This is a genomic window from Actinacidiphila glaucinigra (genome assembly GCF_035918135.1).
In the GTDB taxonomy this organism is placed as follows: domain Bacteria; phylum Actinomycetota; class Actinomycetes; order Streptomycetales; family Streptomycetaceae; genus Actinacidiphila; species Actinacidiphila glaucinigra.
Genome location: NZ_CP109144.1, coordinates 7,015,066 through 7,032,414, shown reverse-complemented (window position 1 = coordinate 7,032,414; position 17,349 = coordinate 7,015,066). Strand labels below are relative to the sequence as shown.

The window sequence follows — 17,349 nt, the reverse complement described above, 5'->3', positions numbered from 1 at the left end:
AGAGGGACAGGGGCCCGGGCCCACCGGCTGGAGCTGGCGGGCCCGGGCCCACCCGCTCTAGCCGCCCGCGGCCAGGCGCAGCAGGTGCTCGGCGACCGCCTGCCCGCCCGCCGGGTCGCGGCTGATCAGCATGACCGTGTCGTCGCCGGCGATCGTGCCGAGGATGTCGTACACCTCGGCCTGGTCGATCGCGGACGCGAAGAACTGCGCCGCGCCCGGCGGGGTGCGGATGACGACGAGGTTGGCCGAGGCCTCCGCCGAGATCAGCAGCTCACTTGCGAGGCGGCGCATCCGCTCCTCCTTCACCGACTCCCCGAGCGGTGCCATGGGGGTGCGGAAACCGCCCTCGCTGGGCACGGCGTAGATGAGTTCGCCGTTGTTGGTGCGGATCTTCACCGCGCCCAGCTCGTCGAGGTCACGGGAGAGCGTCGCCTGGGTGACGCTCAGCCCGTCGTCGGAGAGCAGCTTGGCGAGCTGGCTCTGGGACCGCACCGGCAGCCGGTTCAGGATGTCCACGATCCGCCGGTGGCGTGCCATCCGGGTCTGCGGTACGGCCGCGGCTCCCCCGCCGGCCTGCTGCTGCGCCTCGCTCATCGTCGACTCATTCCCCGGATCGCGGTCCCTCTGCGGCGTGTACGGCGTCGAGGACGCCCGGCAGCGCCCCCAGGAACGCGTCCACCTCGGCGTCACCGAGGATCAGCGGCGGGGCGAGCCGCACCGTGTCGGGTACGGCGGCGTTCACCAGGAGTCCGGCGTCCTGAGCCGCCTTCTGCACCTGCGCGGAGAGCGGCTCGGTGAGCACGATACCCAGCAGGAGGCCCGCACCGCGCACATGATCGACCAGAGGGTGGCCCAGCGCCTCGACGCCCTGGCGCAGCTTCTCGCCCTGGCGCTTGACGTTCTCCAGCACGCCCTCCTGGGCGATGGTGTCCAGAACGGCGAGCGCCGCCGCACAGGCCACCGGGTTGCCGCCGAAGGTGGTGCCGTGCTGACCGGGGGTCAGCAGGTCGGCGGCGGGACCGAAGGCGAGGGTGGCGCCGATGGGCAGTCCGCCGCCGAGCGCCTTGGCGAGGGTGACGACGTCCGGCTCGACGCCCTGCGCCTGGTGCTCGAACCAGTGCCCGGTGCGGCCGATGCCGGTCTGCACCTCGTCCATGACGAGCAGGGTGCCGGTGGCACGGGTGATCTCCCGTGCGGCGGCCAGGTACCCGGCGGGCGGCACGATGACGCCGTTCTCGCCCTGGATGGGCTCGAGCATCACCAGCGCGGTCTCCTCGGTGACGGAGGCGCGCAACGCGTCGGCGTCACCGTACGGCACATGGGTGACGTCACCGGGCAGCGGGCGGAAGGACTCCTGCTTCTTGGGCTGCCCGGTGAGCGCGAGCGCACCCATGGTGCGGCCGTGGAAGCCGCCGTCGGTGGCCACCATGTGCGTACGGCCCGTCAGCCGGCCGATCTTGAAGGCGGCTTCGTTGGCCTCGGCGCCGGAGTTGCAGAACAGCACGCGGCCGGGGCGGCCGGACAGCTGGAGCAGCCGCTCGGCGAGGGCGACCGTCGGCTCGGCGATGAAGAAGTTGGAGACGTGGCCGAGGGTCGCGATCTGCTCCGAGACGGCGCGGACGACCGCGGGGTGGGCGGTGCCGAGGGCGTTGACGGCGATGCCGCCGAGGAAGTCCAGGTACTCCTTGCCGTCGGCGTCCCAGTACCGCGCGCCCTCGCCGCGGACCAGGGGCAGCCGCGGGGTGCCGTAGTTGTCCATCAGGGAGCCCTGCCAGCGCCGTGTGAGCGCCTCGTTCCCGTGGTCGCCGGTCCCGGTCATGCCCGTCCCCCTTCGCTCTGCGATGTGTCGCCGCCCGCCGCGTCGACGGGGTCGGGCACCACCATCGTGCCGATTCCCTCGTCGGTGAAGATCTCCAGCAGGATCGAGTGCTGGACCCGCCCGTCGATGACCCGGGCGGTGTGGACGCCGTTGCGCACCGCGTACAGGCACCCCTCCATCTTGGGCACCATGCCGCTGGACAGCTCGGGCAGCAGCTTCTCCAGCTCGCTCGCCGTGAGCCGGCTGATGACCTCGTCGCTGCGCGGCCAGTCCTCGTACAGGCCCTCGACGTCGGTGAGGACCATCAGGGTCTCGGCACCGAGCGCGGCCGCGAGCGCCGCGGCGGCGGTGTCGGCGTTGACGTTGTAGACCCCTGCTCCGTCGGCGGTGTCGGCGCTGCGGGCGATGGAGGAGACGACCGGGATGCGGCCGTCGTCCAGCAGGGCCCGGATGGCTCCGGTGTCGATCTCGGTGATCTGCCCGACCCGGCCGATGTCGACGGCCTCGCCGTCGATCACCGGGCGGTGCCGGGTCGCGCTGATGGTGTGGGCGTCCTCGCCGGTCAGACCGACGGCGAGCGGACCGTGCTGGTTGAGCAGGTTGACCAGCTCGCGCTGCACCTGCCCGGCGAGCACCATGCGGACGACGTCCATGGCCTCCGGGGTGGTGACCCGCAGCCCCGCCTTGAACTCGCTGACCAGGCCGTGCTTGTCGAGCTGCGCGCTGATCTGCGGGCCGCCGCCGTGCACGACGACCGGCTTGAGGCCGGCGTGCCGCAGGAAGACGACGTCCTGGGCGAAGGCCGCCTTCAGTGCCTCGTCGACCATGGCGTTGCCGCCGAACTTCACGACGACGGTCCTGCCGTGGTGCCGGGTGAGCCAGGGCAGCGCCTCGATCAGAATCTGCGCCTTCGGCAGGGCGGTGTGCTTGCGGGTGCTCATGAGCTGTAGGCGCTGTTCTCGTGGACGTACTCGGCGGTGAGGTCGTTGGTCCAGATGGTCGCGGTCTCGGTGCCGGCGGCGAGGTCGGCGGTGATGTGGACCTCGCGGTAGCGCATGTCGACCTGTTCGCGGTCCTCGCCGACGGAGCCGGACTTGCACACCCACACGCCGTTGATCGCCACGTTGAGACGGTCCGGCTCGAAGGCCGCGGAGGTGGTGCCGATCGCCGAGAGCACCCGGCCCCAGTTGGGGTCCTCGCCGTGGATCGCGCACTTGAGGAGGTTGTTGCGGGCGATGGAGCGGCCGACCTCGACGGCGTCGTCCTCGGTCGCGGCGTTGATCACCTCGATCTTGATGTCCTTGGAGGCGCCCTCGGCGTCCCGGATCAGCTGCCGGGCGAGGTCGGCGCAGACCTCCTCGACGGCGGCGGCGAAGGACTCCGCGGCGGGGGTGACGCCCGACGCGCCGGAGGCGAGCAGGAGCACCGTGTCGTTGGTCGACATGCAGCCGTCGGAGTCGGCCCGGTCGAAGGTGGTGCGGGTGGCGGCGCGCAGCGCCTCGTCGAGGGCGGCGGAGTCCAGGTCGGCGTCGGTGGTCAGGACGACCAGCATGGTGGCCAGGCCCGGGGCGAGCATGCCCGCGCCCTTGGCCATCCCGCCGACGGTCCAGCCCTCGCCCTCGTGCACGGCGGTCTTGTGGACGGTGTCGGTGGTCTTGATCGCGATGGCGGCCTTCTCGCCGCCGTGGGCGGAGAGCTCGGCCGCCGCCTTGGCGACGCCCGGCAGCAGCTTGCCCATCGGCAGCCGGACGCCGATCAGCCCGGTGGAGCAGACGGCGACCTCCCCGGCGCTCTGCCCGAGGGCGCCGGCGACCGCCTCGGCGGTGGCGTGGGTGTCCTGGAAGCCCGCGGGACCCGTACAGGCGTTGGCGCCACCGGAGTTGAGGACGACGGCGGAGACCCGGCCGCCCCCCAGCACCTGCTCCGACCACAGGACGGGGGCGGCCTTGACGCGGTTGGAGGTGAAGACACCGGCCGCGGCGAGCCGCGGACCCTCGTTCACCACGAGGGCGAGGTCCGGGTTGCCGTTCTCCTTGATCCCGGCGGCGATGCCCGCCGCCGTGAACCCTTGTGCTGCCGTGACGCTCACTGTGTCGTCTCCTTGTCCGCTTCTGGGCCGACGCACCGCAGGGGCGCGGCCTTCGCCGTGATGTCGGTGTGCGGCCCGGTCGCCGCGGCCGGGCCGCACGCGTCGGAGCCCGCGTCGCAGGGGGCGGCCCGGGTGAGCAGTTCGGCCACCGCTCGGCGCGCGCGGGCGGCGGGGCGGGGGGTCATGGCGCGACCCCCACGGTGCTCAGACCCAGCCCCTCGGGCAGGCCGAGCGCGATGTTCATGCTCTGCACGGCGCCGCCGGCGGTCCCCTTGGTGAGGTTGTCGATGGCGCTGACGACGACGACCCGGTCGGCGGCCTCGTCGTACGCCACCTGGATCAGCGCGGCGTTCGAGCCGTACACGGCGGCGGTGGCGGGCCACCGGCCCTCCGGCAGCAGGTGCGCGAACGGCTCGTCGGCCAGCGCCTTCTCGTAGGCGGCCCGTACGGCCTCGGCGGTGGTGCCGGGCCTGGCCTTGGCGCTGCAGGTGGCGAGGATGCCGCGGGGCATCGGCGCCAGCGTCGGGGTGAAGGAGACGGAGACCCGCTCCCCGGCCACGGCCGACAGGTTCTGGATCATCTCGGGGGTGTGCCGGTGCGTACCGCCGACCCCGTACGGGGTCATGCTGCCCATGACCTCGCTCCCCAGCAGGTGCGGCTTGGCCGCCTTGCCCGCGCCGGAGGTGCCGGACGCGGCGACGACGACGGCCTCGGGCTCCACCAGGCCCGCAGCGTACGCGGGGAAGAGCGCGAGCGAGACCGCGGTGGGGTAGCAACCGGGCACCGCGATGCGCTTGGACCCCTCCAGCGCTGCGCGGGCACCCGGCAGTTCCGGAAGGCCGTACGGCCAGGTGCCGGCGTGCGGGGAGCCGTAGAACCGCTCCCAGTCCGCGGCGTCCTCCAGCCGGAAGTCGGCACCGCAGTCGACGACGAGCGCGGTGTCCCCGAGCTGCTCGGCGACGGCGGCCGACTGCCCGTGCGGCAGCGCGAGGAAGACGACGTCGTGCCCGGCCAGCACCTGCGCACCCGTCGCCTCCAGGACGCGGTCCGCCAGCGGCAGAAGGTGCGGCTGCAGGCCACCGAGGCGCTGCCCGGCGTTGGTGTTCCCGGTGAGCGCGCCGATCTCGATCTCGGGGTGGTTCAGCAGCAGGCGCAGGATCTCCCCGCCCGCGTACCCGCTCGCTCCCGCCACCGCTGCCCGGAATGCCATGGACCCTCCTCGTCGATGGCATGACTATACGGCGCTCGGAACTTTTATGCAAAGCTTTTCGGCCCGCCACGACGGGGGCGCCGTGACCGAGCGCTGCAGCCGGCCACTACATCCCACCTCACCTTGCTACACCTCGCCGCCGGGATCATCCAAGGCCGGTCGGGCAACCGGCCTGTCGCAGACGTTGCATCCGCAGCGGACCCCGGGAGTGCGTGTGCCCACCGTCGCCGGCAAGGGGGCGGTGCGGGATGCCGGGCGGGGTGGGCGTCCGGCCCGGCACCCCGCACCGCTGCCGCATCCGCGACTTCTGCGGCTTTCGTGCCGCGCCCTGCCGCTCCGAGCAGCGGAAACTCCCTCACTGATCATCGTTAAACCACTTCAGTCCGGCCCGTCGCAGCAGTAGAGTCTGTGGCCATCCCGGGAACGGTTCACCATGCATGTAAAAACTCTGGGTGAATTCCGTGTGCCCCGGCTCTACCACTGACCCCTGGGGGGGCTTTGTCACCTGTGGAACCCGCCTGGTCCGTCCCGGCGCGCCCGAAGCGCGCGCGCCGGATCGCGGCCTGCACCGCTCTTGCTCTCTCGGCCGGCATGCTGCTGGCCGCCCCGGCTTCGGCCGACGCGCCGACACCGAATGCCCCGGCCGTCGAGCGGCCCGCGCAGCCCCGGCTCGACCGGCTGCCGACGCTCACGCTGCCGAAGCGCACCACCTCGAAGGCCCCGTCCTCGCGCGTCGCGGGCGCTGCCGCCGCGGACGTCCCGGCGAAGCCGCGTCAGGACGTGGACGGCGACGGGTACTCCGATCTGATGTACCGCGCCATCGACGGACAGGTATACGTCGAACCGACGAACGGCACGGACGGTCACGTCTACACGATCAACGGCGACTACGAAGAGCAGTACAAGGACATCATCGCGCCGGGCGACCTCGACGGCGGCGGCGGTCCGGAGTTCTTCACGCTGTCGGCGACCGGCAAGCTCTCGCTCTTCCAGAGCTGGGGCGCGGACAGCACCGGCTACGCCACCTGGTCCGGCAACGGCTGGCAGATCTACAACAAGGTCTTCGCACCCGGCGACCTGAACGGCGACGGCCGGGGCGACATCCTGGCCCGTACGCCCGCGGGCGAGCTGTACCTCTACACGTCCAACGGCGCGGTCGACAGCAACCCGCTCTCCGCGCGGACCAAGGTCGGCACCGGCTGGGGCGTGTACGACCAGCTCGTCGGCGCGAACGACATGAACGGCGACGGCATCGGCGACCTGGTCGCCCGCACGACCGCCGGCGACCTGTACTTCTACGCCGGCACCGGCAACGCCGCGGCCCCGTTCGCGGGCCGGGTCAAGGTCGGCACCGGCTGGAACGCGTACAACCAGCTCGTCGGTGTCGACGACCTGACCGGGGACGGTTTGGCCGACCTCCTCGGGCGCACCGAGGACGGCACGACCTACTTCTTCGAGTCGACCGGGCAGGGCACCTTCCTCGACCGCACCGATTTCGGCACGGGCTGGAACGCCGCATCGCTCTTCCTCGGAGCGGGCGGGAACCCCGACTTCGGCAAGAACGAGCTGATGGGGCTGGACACCAAGAACAACCTGTACTGGTACTACTCGAAGAACAACGGGCTGCTCAGCCCCCGCGAGTTCCTCGAGGAGCTCTGGTCGGGCGTCAACCTCACGCTGGTCTCGTCCCTCGACAAGGACGGCCAGGCGGACCTGCCGATCATCTACGACGGCACGCTGTACAACGGCGAGTACACGATCGGCAGTGGCTGGGGCATCTACAACAGCCTCGTCGGTCCCGGCGACCTGAGCGGCGACGGCAAGGGCGACCTGCTGGCGCGGGACAAGTCCGGCGTCCTCTACCTGTACCGGGGCAACGGCACGGGCAGCGCGTTCGCCAAGCGGACCAAGGTCGGCTCCGGCTGGGGCGTCTACAACAAGCTCCTCGGCGCGGGCGACTACACCGGTGACGGCCGCACGGACCTCCTGGCCCGCACCACCGGCGGCACCCTCTACCTGTACGCGGGCACGGGCAACGCCTCCGCCCCGTTCAAGTCGCGGGTCTCCATCGGCAGCGGCTGGAACACCTACAGCAAGCTCGCCGCACCCGGCGACATCAACGGTGACGGCAAGGGCGACATCGTCGGCGTCAACTCCGCCGGCGACCTCTACCGCTACACCTCCACCGGAACCGGGAAGTTCACTGCGAAGGTCCGGATCGGCCCCGGCTGGAACACCTACCGCAACCTGTACTGAGCAACCCCGCACCACACAGAGCGCCCTGCGGCCGGTCTTCCGGCGGCAGGGCGCTCCTGCGTGCCGGCGCCGGGACTCGTCCCACCGGCTCCGGGAACTCCGGCCAGAAGCGCGCCGGCGCCCCGGCAGGTCGGTGTCCCAGCGGAACTCCGCGCCGCGGGCGGCCGGCCGGCCGGCCGGCCGGAACAGGTATGCCTCAATGTCCGTGGCACGCAGGCGGGCGGGCCTTCCGCGCCGGGCGGACGTCCTCCTCGATGCCCGGGTGGAGCCGGACCGGCCCGCCTGGAACCAGCGGCCGCCGCAGGCGGCCGGGACGGGGGTGCCTCTATGTGTTTCGTCAAGCGGCGCGGGGGGGGTTCTGGGTTGGTAGTAGGTGCCGTCGCGGAGCATGGCGAACAGGACGCTGGTGCGGTGGCGGGCGAGGCGGAGGAGGGCTTGGGTGTGGGTTTTGCCGCGGGCCCCGCACTTGTCGTAGTAGGTGCGTGAGGCGGGGTCGTGGAGGGCGGCGAACGCGGACAGGAACATCGCCCGCTTGAGCTGCCGGTTTCCGCCTCGGGGTGCGTGTTCGCCGTGGATGGAGGTGCCGGACTGCTTGGTGGTGGGGGCCAGGCCGGCGTAGGAGGCGAGGTGGGCGGCGCTGGGGAACGAGCTGCCGTCGCCGACGGTGACCAGGAGGACTACGGCGGTCCTGACGCCGACGCCGGGCAGCGACGTCAGGACCTCGGAAAGAGGGTGGGCCTCCAGCAGGGCCTCGATCTGTGCTTCCAGGGCTCGTCGTTGTTCGTGCACGGCCGCCAGCGACTTGGCCAGCGACGGGACGACGACGTCGAGGGTGCCGGTCCCCGGGACGATGACGGTCTGCTCGTCGAGTGCGTCGAAGACGTCGTCGATCAGCCGGGTGGCCATGCGCGGGGCCTTGGGCCGGATCACTTCGACGAGCCTGCGGCGGCCGGCTTTGCGCAGGGCGACCGGGGATCCGTGGCGCTCCAGCAGCCAGGTGACGGCCTGGTGGCCAAAGCGGGGCCCGAGGATGCGTTCCAGCGACGGGTGGAACTGGGTGAGCAAGCCGCGTATCCGGTTAGAGGTGCGGGTGACTTCCGCGGCGAGGTCCTGGTCGAAGCCGACGAGGACGGCCAGCTCGGCACCGTGCCACCGTGGCGGACGCCTCCATTGCGCCGCGAAGACCGAGCGCCAGGTGTGGGTTGACAGCCAGACAAACGTGGACCGCACCGTCGGACGGGCACAGGTAGACCGATTCCGGCGGGGCCCGACCACGTTCGAGGCTCCAGAGTCGATCACTGCACTGAGCCCCGCCATCGACAGTAACTCGCCGACCCCTCGCTCCCCAGTGACACAAGGCGCGCGGACCCTCCGAACCCCACTTACTGGACATTTTTTGGCGAGGGTCGACTTCAGGCAAACCTTTGCCTTAAGATTGCAATTTCAATAGAGGGTCCAGGACCAGCGGAACTCTCCACGTGACTAAAGGAACTGGTAAGAGCATGTTCGGACAGCTGGCAGGCGGTAACGATCTTGTCCTGCCCTCTCCTGCCTCAGGGCCCGGGACCCCTGCAAGTGTGTGGCAGCGTCAAGTGGCCGCTGGCATTGATCTCGTGATCGCCGTCTTTGTCATCCTTGTGCCGCTGCTAGCCTTCGACAGGATTGTTCTTGCCGGAGTCGGAGAAGAGGGCGACGCAGTCTGGCAACTGGTTGCAGTCCTATGGATTGGAGCCTTCTTGCTGACATATTCGCCACTTAGCACCTGCCGCTGGGGCCGTACGCTGGGGAAGCGGGTCATGGGGCTAAAGGTGGTCAGAATCGGCAGCGACAGCCGGATTAGTTACGGGCGGGCGCTGATACGTCACCTCGCCAACGTAGGGATAGGGCTTGTCCCGGTGATCCTTATCGCGAACGTCACCTCGATCAGCACGGGCGCGCAGCGGCAGGGGATGCATGACCGCCTCGCCCGCAGCGTAGTTGTGCGCACCCGTTGATTCATCCCTTGCCGTGTGCTCATCTTCCGGCTCGCATGAGGTTCGGCGCGACGCTGAATGCCTGACACGTCTGAAGGTCGCGCCTACGGACCGATAGTCCGTAGGCGCGACCTTCGTCCTTTTATATCAGCAGCTCTGGCACGGCCAGAAACAGAAGTATCATTTAGTCCGAGGTGCACCCGATGCGTAGCGATCTCTGTTCCCGTGCGCCCGATGCTTTTCGAGAAGCCGCAGGTTCCTCCGCCCTGGTCACGCCATAGCCCGCGATGGCTGCGGCCGCAGGGCCATTACTTGTCGGCAACAATTCAACTTCCCACAATGGCACGAACGAGATGACCACCATCAACTCGTAAGAGAGTGTCTCACCCACGGCGCCGCCGACCCGTCAAACTCCGCGCGGACAAGGCGTACTTCTCCGACGAACACCTGACCCTGCTGCGCTACTAACTTGAATGCGTGATGTCGGGGCTTGCCGGTTGGCGGCGACAGACCCAGCTCACGGCTTCCCCGGCGGCCGGAGCGCGAGGATACTGTTCGCGTGATTCGGGATCTGCCGCCGTTGCCGTTGCCCCAGTATGCCGTCGTGCGCATCGGCTGCTCAGCAGGCGTGCCGACGAGGTGGCCAGCGATCTATGGCAGAAGGGCATCCCGGCAGGGCTGATCGGTTATGAGTACCAACCGCTGAGCGAGGCGGCGCTCCTGGACAGGATTGGTGAGAGCGGGTTGGTCGTCTTCGGAACCAGCGGCCTGTTCGGACGGCTCGGCATCGACGTGGCTTCGCGTCGCGTGGTGCACATCCCCGCGCCCGAGTCCACAACCGCCAACCACGTGAACAGGGACCTTGGAATCTTCCACGAGTGCGTCGCGTCCACGATCGCCCACTTCCCGTTCTACGAGGAAGGCGAGGAGGAGCGATTCCCGGCGGCGGCGGACGAGCTGCGCGAGCTCGTCGCCACCCTTGATGACACCGCACTCACCCACAACGGGTTCTGGGAGAGCCTGTGCGACGACGTAGAGATGGGCGATTACGCGAACTGGAGGGACTAAGCCACCTCGGCCACCAGCATCAGGCCCGTGGCCGCCAGGCAGCGTCGACAGTTCCGGGCGGTACTGGAGCCGCTTGAGCCGACTCTTCACGGCCCGAGTTATCTGACCGAGGTCCGCGGCGGCGAGGTTGCCGATCTAGCGTTTGACCAGCGACCAGGTGCCCCCCTGCGGGTTGAGGTCTTTCGGCTACCGCCGCCTCACCGTCCATACGAACCACAGGGCTCGCACTTCCTCGGCCTGGCCGCCGCCCCGACCTGCCGCAAGAGGCTCGCGCAACTTGCCACGTGAGACACCCTCTAAGTCGATATCGGCACTCTATCGGTCATTTTGGATTAGGGAACATTCACATTTCGCACTTGACCTGGTTGCCGGACTGTCGTTCCCGCCCGACTGTGACGGTGCATGCCCGCGAGAGGCCTCAACGGGACCGGGATGCCACCCGGTCCCGTTGAGGGGTGTGAGCGGGCGATCAGTCGCGATCAGTCAGCCCATCAGTCCACTCCCACACGCCCCATTCATCGAACCGCTCGTCGAGGTAGCCGGCAATTTCCCCCCCAGCGTAGCCACCGAGGATGCCAAGTGCGGGGGAACATATCTCAGCCGCAGGGCCACAAGCCAGTCCAGCACTTGCGCCGAGCACGGCACCTTGGGTCGCGAAGGTTCCTGTGAGGGTTGCCTTGGCAGCCGCAGTGATGAGGTCCTCACCATCCATGAGTTCGACAATGAAATCGGCGAGGGTGGTTGCCGCCCCAAGTCCCTTTGAGGCACCCTTGTACCAAGCTGTGTTCGATGCGCTGGCTACCCAGTCTGCCGTTTTGTGGCTCTCGAAGAAAGCGGTACCTTGTTCGCCCATCTTCTTCAGTGTGGCGTTGTCTGACTTTTTCCAATCAGTGAATGTTTTCTTGAGGTCGGCAAAAAACTCAAACGCTTCCTGAGTCGGTTCAACCCACTCATTGAGCTGTTCGATCGTCGCGGCCACGTCCTGCAGGCCTGCGTTCCAGGAAACAAGGCGGGCCCGGTCCCGGGCTCCCTGCTGCTTGATGTAGTTGTTGCCGAAGACGCCACCGGAACTCTTGACGACCTTCTCGTAGTTCTTGCCGTAGCCGGTGACCTTCGTGCCGCGGTTGGTGCACGTGTACATGCCGCTTACACATTCTTCCAGCGCCTCACCCTTGGGGTCGGCGTTGGCGACGGGATTCTGCGCCCCATAGCTGTATCCGTTGAGCGTTTGCGCGATCTCGTCCTCGAGGACCGGGTCGACACTGAGGAACTGGCCCGTCGACGGGTCGTACTCGCGGGCACCCACGTGGGTGAGGCCAGTGCCCAGGTCTTCGGGCTTGCCAAGGAACCGCTTGTCATCGACCCAGGTCGTCGCAGCGCCGCGGGCAGCACCGAACGGCGTGTTGTAGCGCTTGGTGAAGGCCTGAGTGTCCGCGTCGATGGCGAGACTTGTGGTGCCGTGGTGGTCTCCGGTGAGCCAGGTCACCTTGGAGGTACCGGTCTCATTACTGCGCAGTGCGATCGCGGTACCACCCACGGAGTAGTACCGGTTGGCCCACTTCTTGGTCCCCTTCACATGCACGTCGGTGGAGCCCACGTACAGCACGCTCTCGCCGCCACTGGTGGAATTGCGGCGAATGAGAAGCTGACCGTCGGCGTCATAGACGTAGTCCGTGGCAGATGAGCCCTCCGTCAGCTTGCTCAGCTTGCCCTCCGCACTCCACAGCAAGCTCTGGGAGGTGGTGCTTCCGGCCTTCTCGACTCGGGACTCGGTGTTGCCGGTGTCGTCGTACGAGTACTGCGCCGGAACCCCGGTACAACTCGCCGCCGTGGTGGTGGCTGCCAGAGCGTGTGGCCGGCTGGCGTCGTAGCAGTAGGTGCGGCTGGTGTCACCCGAGGAGCTGTGAACGGTCTCCTTGGTGCGCTGGCCCGCGGAGTTGTAGCTGTAGGTGCTCCAGTAGGGCGCGGCGCCGTCGATGTTGCCGATGGTTCGGCCGGTGGTCGAACAGTCCGCGGTCTTGGGAGTCCAGGCTTCCGTGAGTCGACGCTGTCCGTCGTAGGCGAAGCACTGGTTGTCCGGCTTGACCGTGCCGCCCTGGGTGGCCGGGTCCGATATCTGGGTTATGTTGCCGGATTGGTTGTATGAGTAGTTGAGCTCTTGCGGCATCCATGCGTGGGTCTGGTCCACGACGTAGGAGCGCAGCAGACGGTCGGTGCCCTCTTCGTAGGTGCGGTTGAGGTAAGCCTTCTTGACACCCGCGGCGCTGGAGGTGCCGAGGGTGTACTGCTGCGGCTGACCGGTGGGCGAGTACGAGGCGCCCAGCAGATACCCCGTGGTGCCGGACACGCCGGTGGGCAGGGCATAAGTGTTGTAGGCGTTCTGGACCGTCTCCGCGGCGAGTCCGCCGACGGTGGGTTCCTTGGTGTAGTTGACGGCGCCGTCGATGAGGTAGTCGGTTTCGGTGGTGGTGGTGGCGGTGACAGCGCCGGAGGTGACCATCGGATCATTCGCGGGGAGGACGAGGTCGGTGGCGGTCGCACGGCCGAGGTCGTCGTAGGCGGTGACCTTCTTGGTGTATGCCTTGCCGCCCACACCTCCCTCGTACCTGACGGAGGACTCGGGCAGACCCTTCATAACCGAGTCGAAGGTCCAGTGGGCCAGCTTGTTGGCGTCCGTCCGGGTGGTCTTCCACAGATCGGTCTTTCGGCCGAGGTCGTCATAGCCGTACAGCGTGACGATGTCTTCGTCGTCCTTGACGGTGTCGATCTGGTCCAGCTTGGTATACGTGGTGCGGGTAGTGCCCTTGTCGGGGTCTGCCGCGGTCACCTGGCGGCCGTAGAGGTCGTAGGTGTAGGACCAGACGGCGTTGTCCGGGCCGGTGATGGCCGTGACCGCATTGTCCGGGGCCAGCGCGTACTTCACACGGTTGTAAGTGGCACCGGAGCTGGCGCCGTACTGGGTGTCAGCCGGGCTTGCGGACGAGTAGGTACGCGTTTCAACGGTACGGCCGAGCGCGTCGGTGATGGTGCGCTGCGCGGTGCCTCCCTCGAGTGCCGAGCTCGCGACGGAGTCACCTGTGTAGGTGACGGTGGTCTCCGCCTTGGCAACGCCGAAGACCAACAGTTGCCCGGAGGTCGGCCGGCCGACCCCGTCGAAGGTGGTCATACTCTGCTTCGGCGACCCGCCGTACTCGACGCGGGTGTACGCCGACTTGGGAGTGGCAGCCGGGTCCAGGACCTCTGCGTGGGTCTCGTAGGTCAGACCGCGCGAGTTGTAGCGGGTATCGGTGAGGAGTCGTCCGCCGTTGGCCGAGGGAGTCTGGACCTGAAGCGGCCGCAGTAGCGCGTCGCTGATGGAGTAGGTGGTGCGGTAGGTGGCCCCGTCGGCCTTGAGCGTCGACACCGAGGTCCAGGGCTGAGCGGAGCGCTGCAGGCCGTACCCGTAGGTGACGTTGGCGCTCAGTGCCCCGCGGTCACGGCCGGGAAGCCAGGTGGCGGTGATTCTGCCGAGCGCGTCGTAGGTGTTCTCGGTCTTCTTCAACGCCACGTTGTAAGTGCGCAGCGCTTGGCCCCGGGCGGGGTCGAAGTAGGTGTTCACCTTCTGGGTCAGCGGCTTGGTGACCGTGGTACGGCTGAGCGGGCCGTCGTCGGTGGGGGAGGTGCCGCCGGGGATGTACACGGTGGAGGTGGTGATGTTGTCGGCGTTGGTTACCGCGAGGGGACGGCCGAGGGCGTCGTAGGTGGTGGAGGCGGTCTTCTGCCAGCCACTGGGGTGCCGCTCGTTCCCGGTCGCGGTCGCCGGGTAACCGGTGGGCCGTCCGATCCAGGTCGGTTGTCCCTTGCTCAGGGTCTGGGTCTCGCTCCAGGTGGTGGCGGTGGGGTTGTCATACACGGTGGCGTTGTCGGAGAGCACGTCGCCGCGCGTTGCCGAGTCGGCAGACAGGGAAAGCCCGGTCTCGACGGTGGCGCAGGGCTTCGAGACGGTCCGGACACGGGTGACGAGGCTCAGGCCGGCGGTGTTCCCGGCGAACCAGTTGCGGGTGCAGCTCTCGTCGCCGGCCGCGTTGTCGTCGCCCGAGGCGTCGATCTTCACGATGCGCCCGCGGGTGTCGAAGGTGTTCTCGGTCTTCGTCGTGCGCCACGTGTCGCCGGCGGTGAGGTGGGTGTAGTTCCACACCCGAAGATCGTTGGTGTAATAGGCCTCGGTGTCGGCGAACGACTTGTGCTGCACCGCTGTGCGCCGCGACCAGGGGGTGTTGAGGGTCGAGGAAACAGGCTGGGCGCCGTCGTATTTGACCTCTTGACGGAGATACCCCGCGTGTTGCTCGCTGTCGGTGACGGCACTGACGGAGATGCCGGTGAGCGGAATGCCCGGGGTTGTGACGCTGCGGGTGCCGCCGGCCTTGATCTTGTCACCGTTCATGCCCTGCATGTAGCGGGAGACGGTCTTGGAACGTGTGCCCGACAGTGCTCCTGTCCACGAGGTGACGGTGGCGTAGCCACGCCAGGTGGACCAGGTTCGCTCCGATTCCTTGGTGAAGGGGGAGTCGTTGTAGCGCCAGGCAGGCGAGTCGTAGCCATAGGCGTACTCGACGGGCTCGTTCTGGCCTGCGGGGTCGGTGACCGTGACCGCGGTGACGTTGTACTTGTGGAACCAGTCCAGCTGCGGGTCACCGCCGTTGACCGGCCAGTACACCGGGTAGCAGGACATGGCGTTGTCGTCCTCGGCCTTCGGCATGTTGCTGCCGCGCACACACTCGGGGCCGGAGAGGGTGACGGTGGTGATGGCGCCGGCCTCGGAGGTGATGGTGTTGATGCGCGGCCGATGCAGCGGGAGGATGTCGTCGCCGGGGGCATCGACCCGGTTCGGCCGGAAGTGGTAGGTGAATTCCACGGGCGGCAGCGTGATCGCAGGGGTGCCGTTCTCGCCGGTGCGCCGGATCGAGGAGAGTGTGAGCACCTGATCGCTGGTGTTGCCGATGTCCCCACCGTCGAGGAACTTCTGGACCAGGGCGTAGGAGTCGACCTTGGTGAAGGCCGAGGCAGTCGTGGACCACGAGTAGGTCGTGATGTCGGTCAGGCGCTTGCGGGTGAAGAACGAGGGGCCGCTGCCCTTGCAGTCGGTCTCGCTTGCCGTGCAGATCGTGTCGAACGGCACGTCGGGCCAGTTGTCAGAGGTCGCGTCCGTCAGTGACGAGCAGTCAGAAGCCGTGCACCGCTCGGCGTAGGCGAAGGTGACCTTGGCGTCGGTGACACCGGTGAACAGGGTGCCCGAACGCTGACCGTATTGGATTTCCTTCAGGTACCCGCCCCGGGTGTAGGAGGCGAGTTTCGTCTTGTCGGCGAGCTTGGCGTAGTGGTTGGTCTCCGGCGTGTACCAGTAGCTTGCGGCATTGCCGGCGGTGTCCTCAATGAGGTCCAGGTTCCAGCGCCACGCCTGCGTCTTTGCGCGACCGTCCAGACTGGTGCCCGAGCTGTACCCGGGCTCGCCGCTGTCGTCGCCGAACACCGGGACGGTCCAGACCGATTCGGTGCGCTGGCTGCCTGCTCCGGGCAGCTTGTTCAGGCCGAAGGTGTACGTGCTGCCGGCGGAGGTGGTGAGGGTCCAGTATTCGCCGTCGTCGTCACCATTGTCGGCGTCGGTGTGGTGCACGACGACGGAGTCGTCGTCGTTCTTCAGACGCCACTGTCCGGTGGTGTCGTCCTTGACCAGTTCACTGGCCCGGCCGTTGAGGACCAGGGTGGCGTTCTCGTACTTCCAGCACAGATCGTGCTTGTCCTCCTGCCCGTCGTCGTCGCACGAGCCGTAGGTCCTGGTGATGTACGACGAGCTCAGATCGAAGCCCTCGCCGACCTGGGAACCCTGGTTGTTGGTATTGGCCGTACGTCCGTCGATGCTCCCTGAGTCGTAGGAGAACTCCAGCTCGGGACCGGGGCCTGCCGCGGCAGGCGGGACGGCGATGGGGTAGGACCAGGCGAACGCTCCGGAGGACTGTCCGGACGCCCAGGTGGAGGAGGGAGGCAGAGGACTGGCGGCGTAGTCGCCGGAGCCGGTTGCGGAAGCGGCTCCCACGGCAGTGACGGCGAACACCGCTTCGGATTGCGCGTTTGCCAGGGTGACAGAGGCGGCGACGGTCTGAGCCTCGGCGTTGTTCACCGATTCCAGTTGTTTGCCGGTGCTGCAGGCGGCCTTGGCGGGGGTGGTCAGCACGCAGTCGGGAAGTTGGACTATGCCGAGTCGGCCGGCCCAGTCGCCGCCGACAGCGGACCCGAAGTCGCTGTAGTCCACCGTGATCTGTGCGGTACCGCCCTGGTCGGCGGCGGCGGTGAAGATCACGCCGGTCACACCTGCCCGATGGGTCGCCTCCCTGTCCAGGACTGTGATCTGGGCATCGCCGGAAGCCGGGTGGGAGGCGCGTCCCTTGGTGGCCTTGCCGCCCGGCAGCACCTGCACAGGGACGGTGCCACCGCCCACCGGGGTCCCGCCGGCGAGTCGACCGCGTGCCGTGGCGGCCTTGGGCCATGCGGCACGCTGCTCCTCGTGCGCCTTCTTCTCGCGCCGTGCGTTGTCCGTTCGGGAGTCCGCGCGCTTCTCCCGCGCCTTCCCGGAGGCCTTCTCCACGGCCTTCTCGCTCAGGGGGCGCAGCGTACCGGCCTTGGCCTTCGGCACGTCCGGCTTGTCGAGAAGTCGTCCTGCGGCCCACACGGGGGTCAGTGACGTCGGCACGCACAAGACCGCTGCGAGGGTGAGCACGACAGATACGCGGGTTCTGCCGGGTGATGACAAGAACCCAGGCGTCGTAGGACGGGAGCGCCCTGTGCGAGAGCGCCTCCGTGGGGTGAATCTCAAAGGTTTTCCTTTCTCAGGGCATGACAAACACGCCCATGAGGCTCCCGGTGGAAGCCATGGGTGGGGGAGGGGATGCCTCAGGGT

10 protein-coding genes and 2 pseudogenes are annotated in these 17,349 nt (G+C 68.3%); 3 read left to right on the top strand and 9 right to left on the bottom strand.

Annotated features, from left to right (window positions below):
- Positions 1–57 precede the first annotated feature (57 nt).
- Genes OIE69_RS31655 through argC form a run of 6 tightly spaced genes read right to left on the bottom strand, consistent with a single transcriptional unit; the run spans position 58 to position 5,118 of the window.
- Positions 58–594, bottom strand: coding sequence for an arginine repressor (locus OIE69_RS31655; RefSeq protein WP_326577587.1), 537 nt, complete (start codon positions 592–594; stop codon positions 58–60).
- A gap of 7 nt (positions 595–601) precedes the next feature.
- Positions 602–1,819, bottom strand: coding sequence for an acetylornithine transaminase (locus tag OIE69_RS31650; protein ID WP_326577586.1), 1,218 nt, complete (start codon positions 1,817–1,819; stop codon positions 602–604).
- Complete coding sequence (gene argB / locus OIE69_RS31645) at positions 1,816–2,760, bottom strand: acetylglutamate kinase (protein ID WP_326577585.1); 945 nt, start codon at positions 2,758–2,760, stop codon at positions 1,816–1,818. The genes OIE69_RS31650 and argB overlap by 4 nt, the downstream gene beginning before the upstream one ends.
- The gene (argJ, locus tag OIE69_RS31640) at positions 2,757–3,908 is read right to left on the bottom strand and encodes a bifunctional glutamate N-acetyltransferase/amino-acid acetyltransferase ArgJ (protein WP_326577584.1); all 1,152 of its coding nucleotides are present in this window, start codon (positions 3,906–3,908) and stop codon (positions 2,757–2,759) included. The genes argB and argJ overlap by 4 nt, the downstream gene beginning before the upstream one ends.
- Entirely contained in the window at positions 3,905–4,093 is a 189-nt protein-coding gene (locus OIE69_RS31635; RefSeq protein WP_326577583.1) for a hypothetical protein, read from the bottom strand. Before OIE69_RS31635 ends, argJ begins: the two co-directional genes overlap by 4 nt.
- Complete coding sequence (argC, locus tag OIE69_RS31630; RefSeq protein ID WP_326577582.1) at positions 4,090–5,118, bottom strand: N-acetyl-gamma-glutamyl-phosphate reductase; 1,029 nt, start codon at positions 5,116–5,118, stop codon at positions 4,090–4,092. The genes OIE69_RS31635 and argC overlap by 4 nt, the downstream gene beginning before the upstream one ends.
- A gap of 591 nt (positions 5,119–5,709) precedes the next feature.
- Here argC and OIE69_RS31625 point away from each other — a divergent pair.
- On the top strand, positions 5,710–7,374 hold the full coding sequence (locus OIE69_RS31625; protein ID WP_326581476.1) for an FG-GAP repeat domain-containing protein: 1,665 nt from the start codon (positions 5,710–5,712) through the stop codon (positions 7,372–7,374).
- A gap of 351 nt (positions 7,375–7,725) precedes the next feature.
- On the opposite strand, the pseudogene OIE69_RS31615 reads toward OIE69_RS31625, so the two are convergent.
- Positions 7,726–8,517 (bottom strand): annotated as a pseudogene (locus OIE69_RS31615) (IS110 family RNA-guided transposase); the annotation flags it as partial.
- Between the two features lie 359 nt (positions 8,518–8,876).
- On the opposite strand from OIE69_RS31615, the gene OIE69_RS31610 reads away from it, so the two are divergent.
- Together OIE69_RS31610 and OIE69_RS31605 are read left to right on the top strand one after the other, a co-directional pair.
- On the top strand, positions 8,877–9,368 hold the full coding sequence (locus tag OIE69_RS31610) for an RDD family protein (protein ID WP_326577581.1): 492 nt from the start codon (positions 8,877–8,879) through the stop codon (positions 9,366–9,368).
- Positions 9,369–9,986: 618 nt separating this feature from the next.
- The gene (locus tag OIE69_RS31605) at positions 9,987–10,415 is read left to right on the top strand and encodes an SUKH-4 family immunity protein (RefSeq protein WP_326577580.1); all 429 of its coding nucleotides are present in this window, start codon (positions 9,987–9,989) and stop codon (positions 10,413–10,415) included.
- Here the strand turns inward: OIE69_RS31605 and OIE69_RS44955 are convergent.
- Positions 10,412–10,595 (bottom strand): annotated as a pseudogene (locus OIE69_RS44955) (IS630 family transposase); the annotation flags it as partial. The gene OIE69_RS31605 and the pseudogene OIE69_RS44955 overlap by 4 nt on opposite strands.
- 289 nt (positions 10,596–10,884) lie before the next feature.
- Entirely contained in the window at positions 10,885–17,169 is a 6,285-nt protein-coding gene (locus OIE69_RS31600) for an RHS repeat domain-containing protein (RefSeq protein WP_326577579.1), read from the bottom strand.
- Between the last annotated feature and the right edge of the window lie 180 nt (positions 17,170–17,349).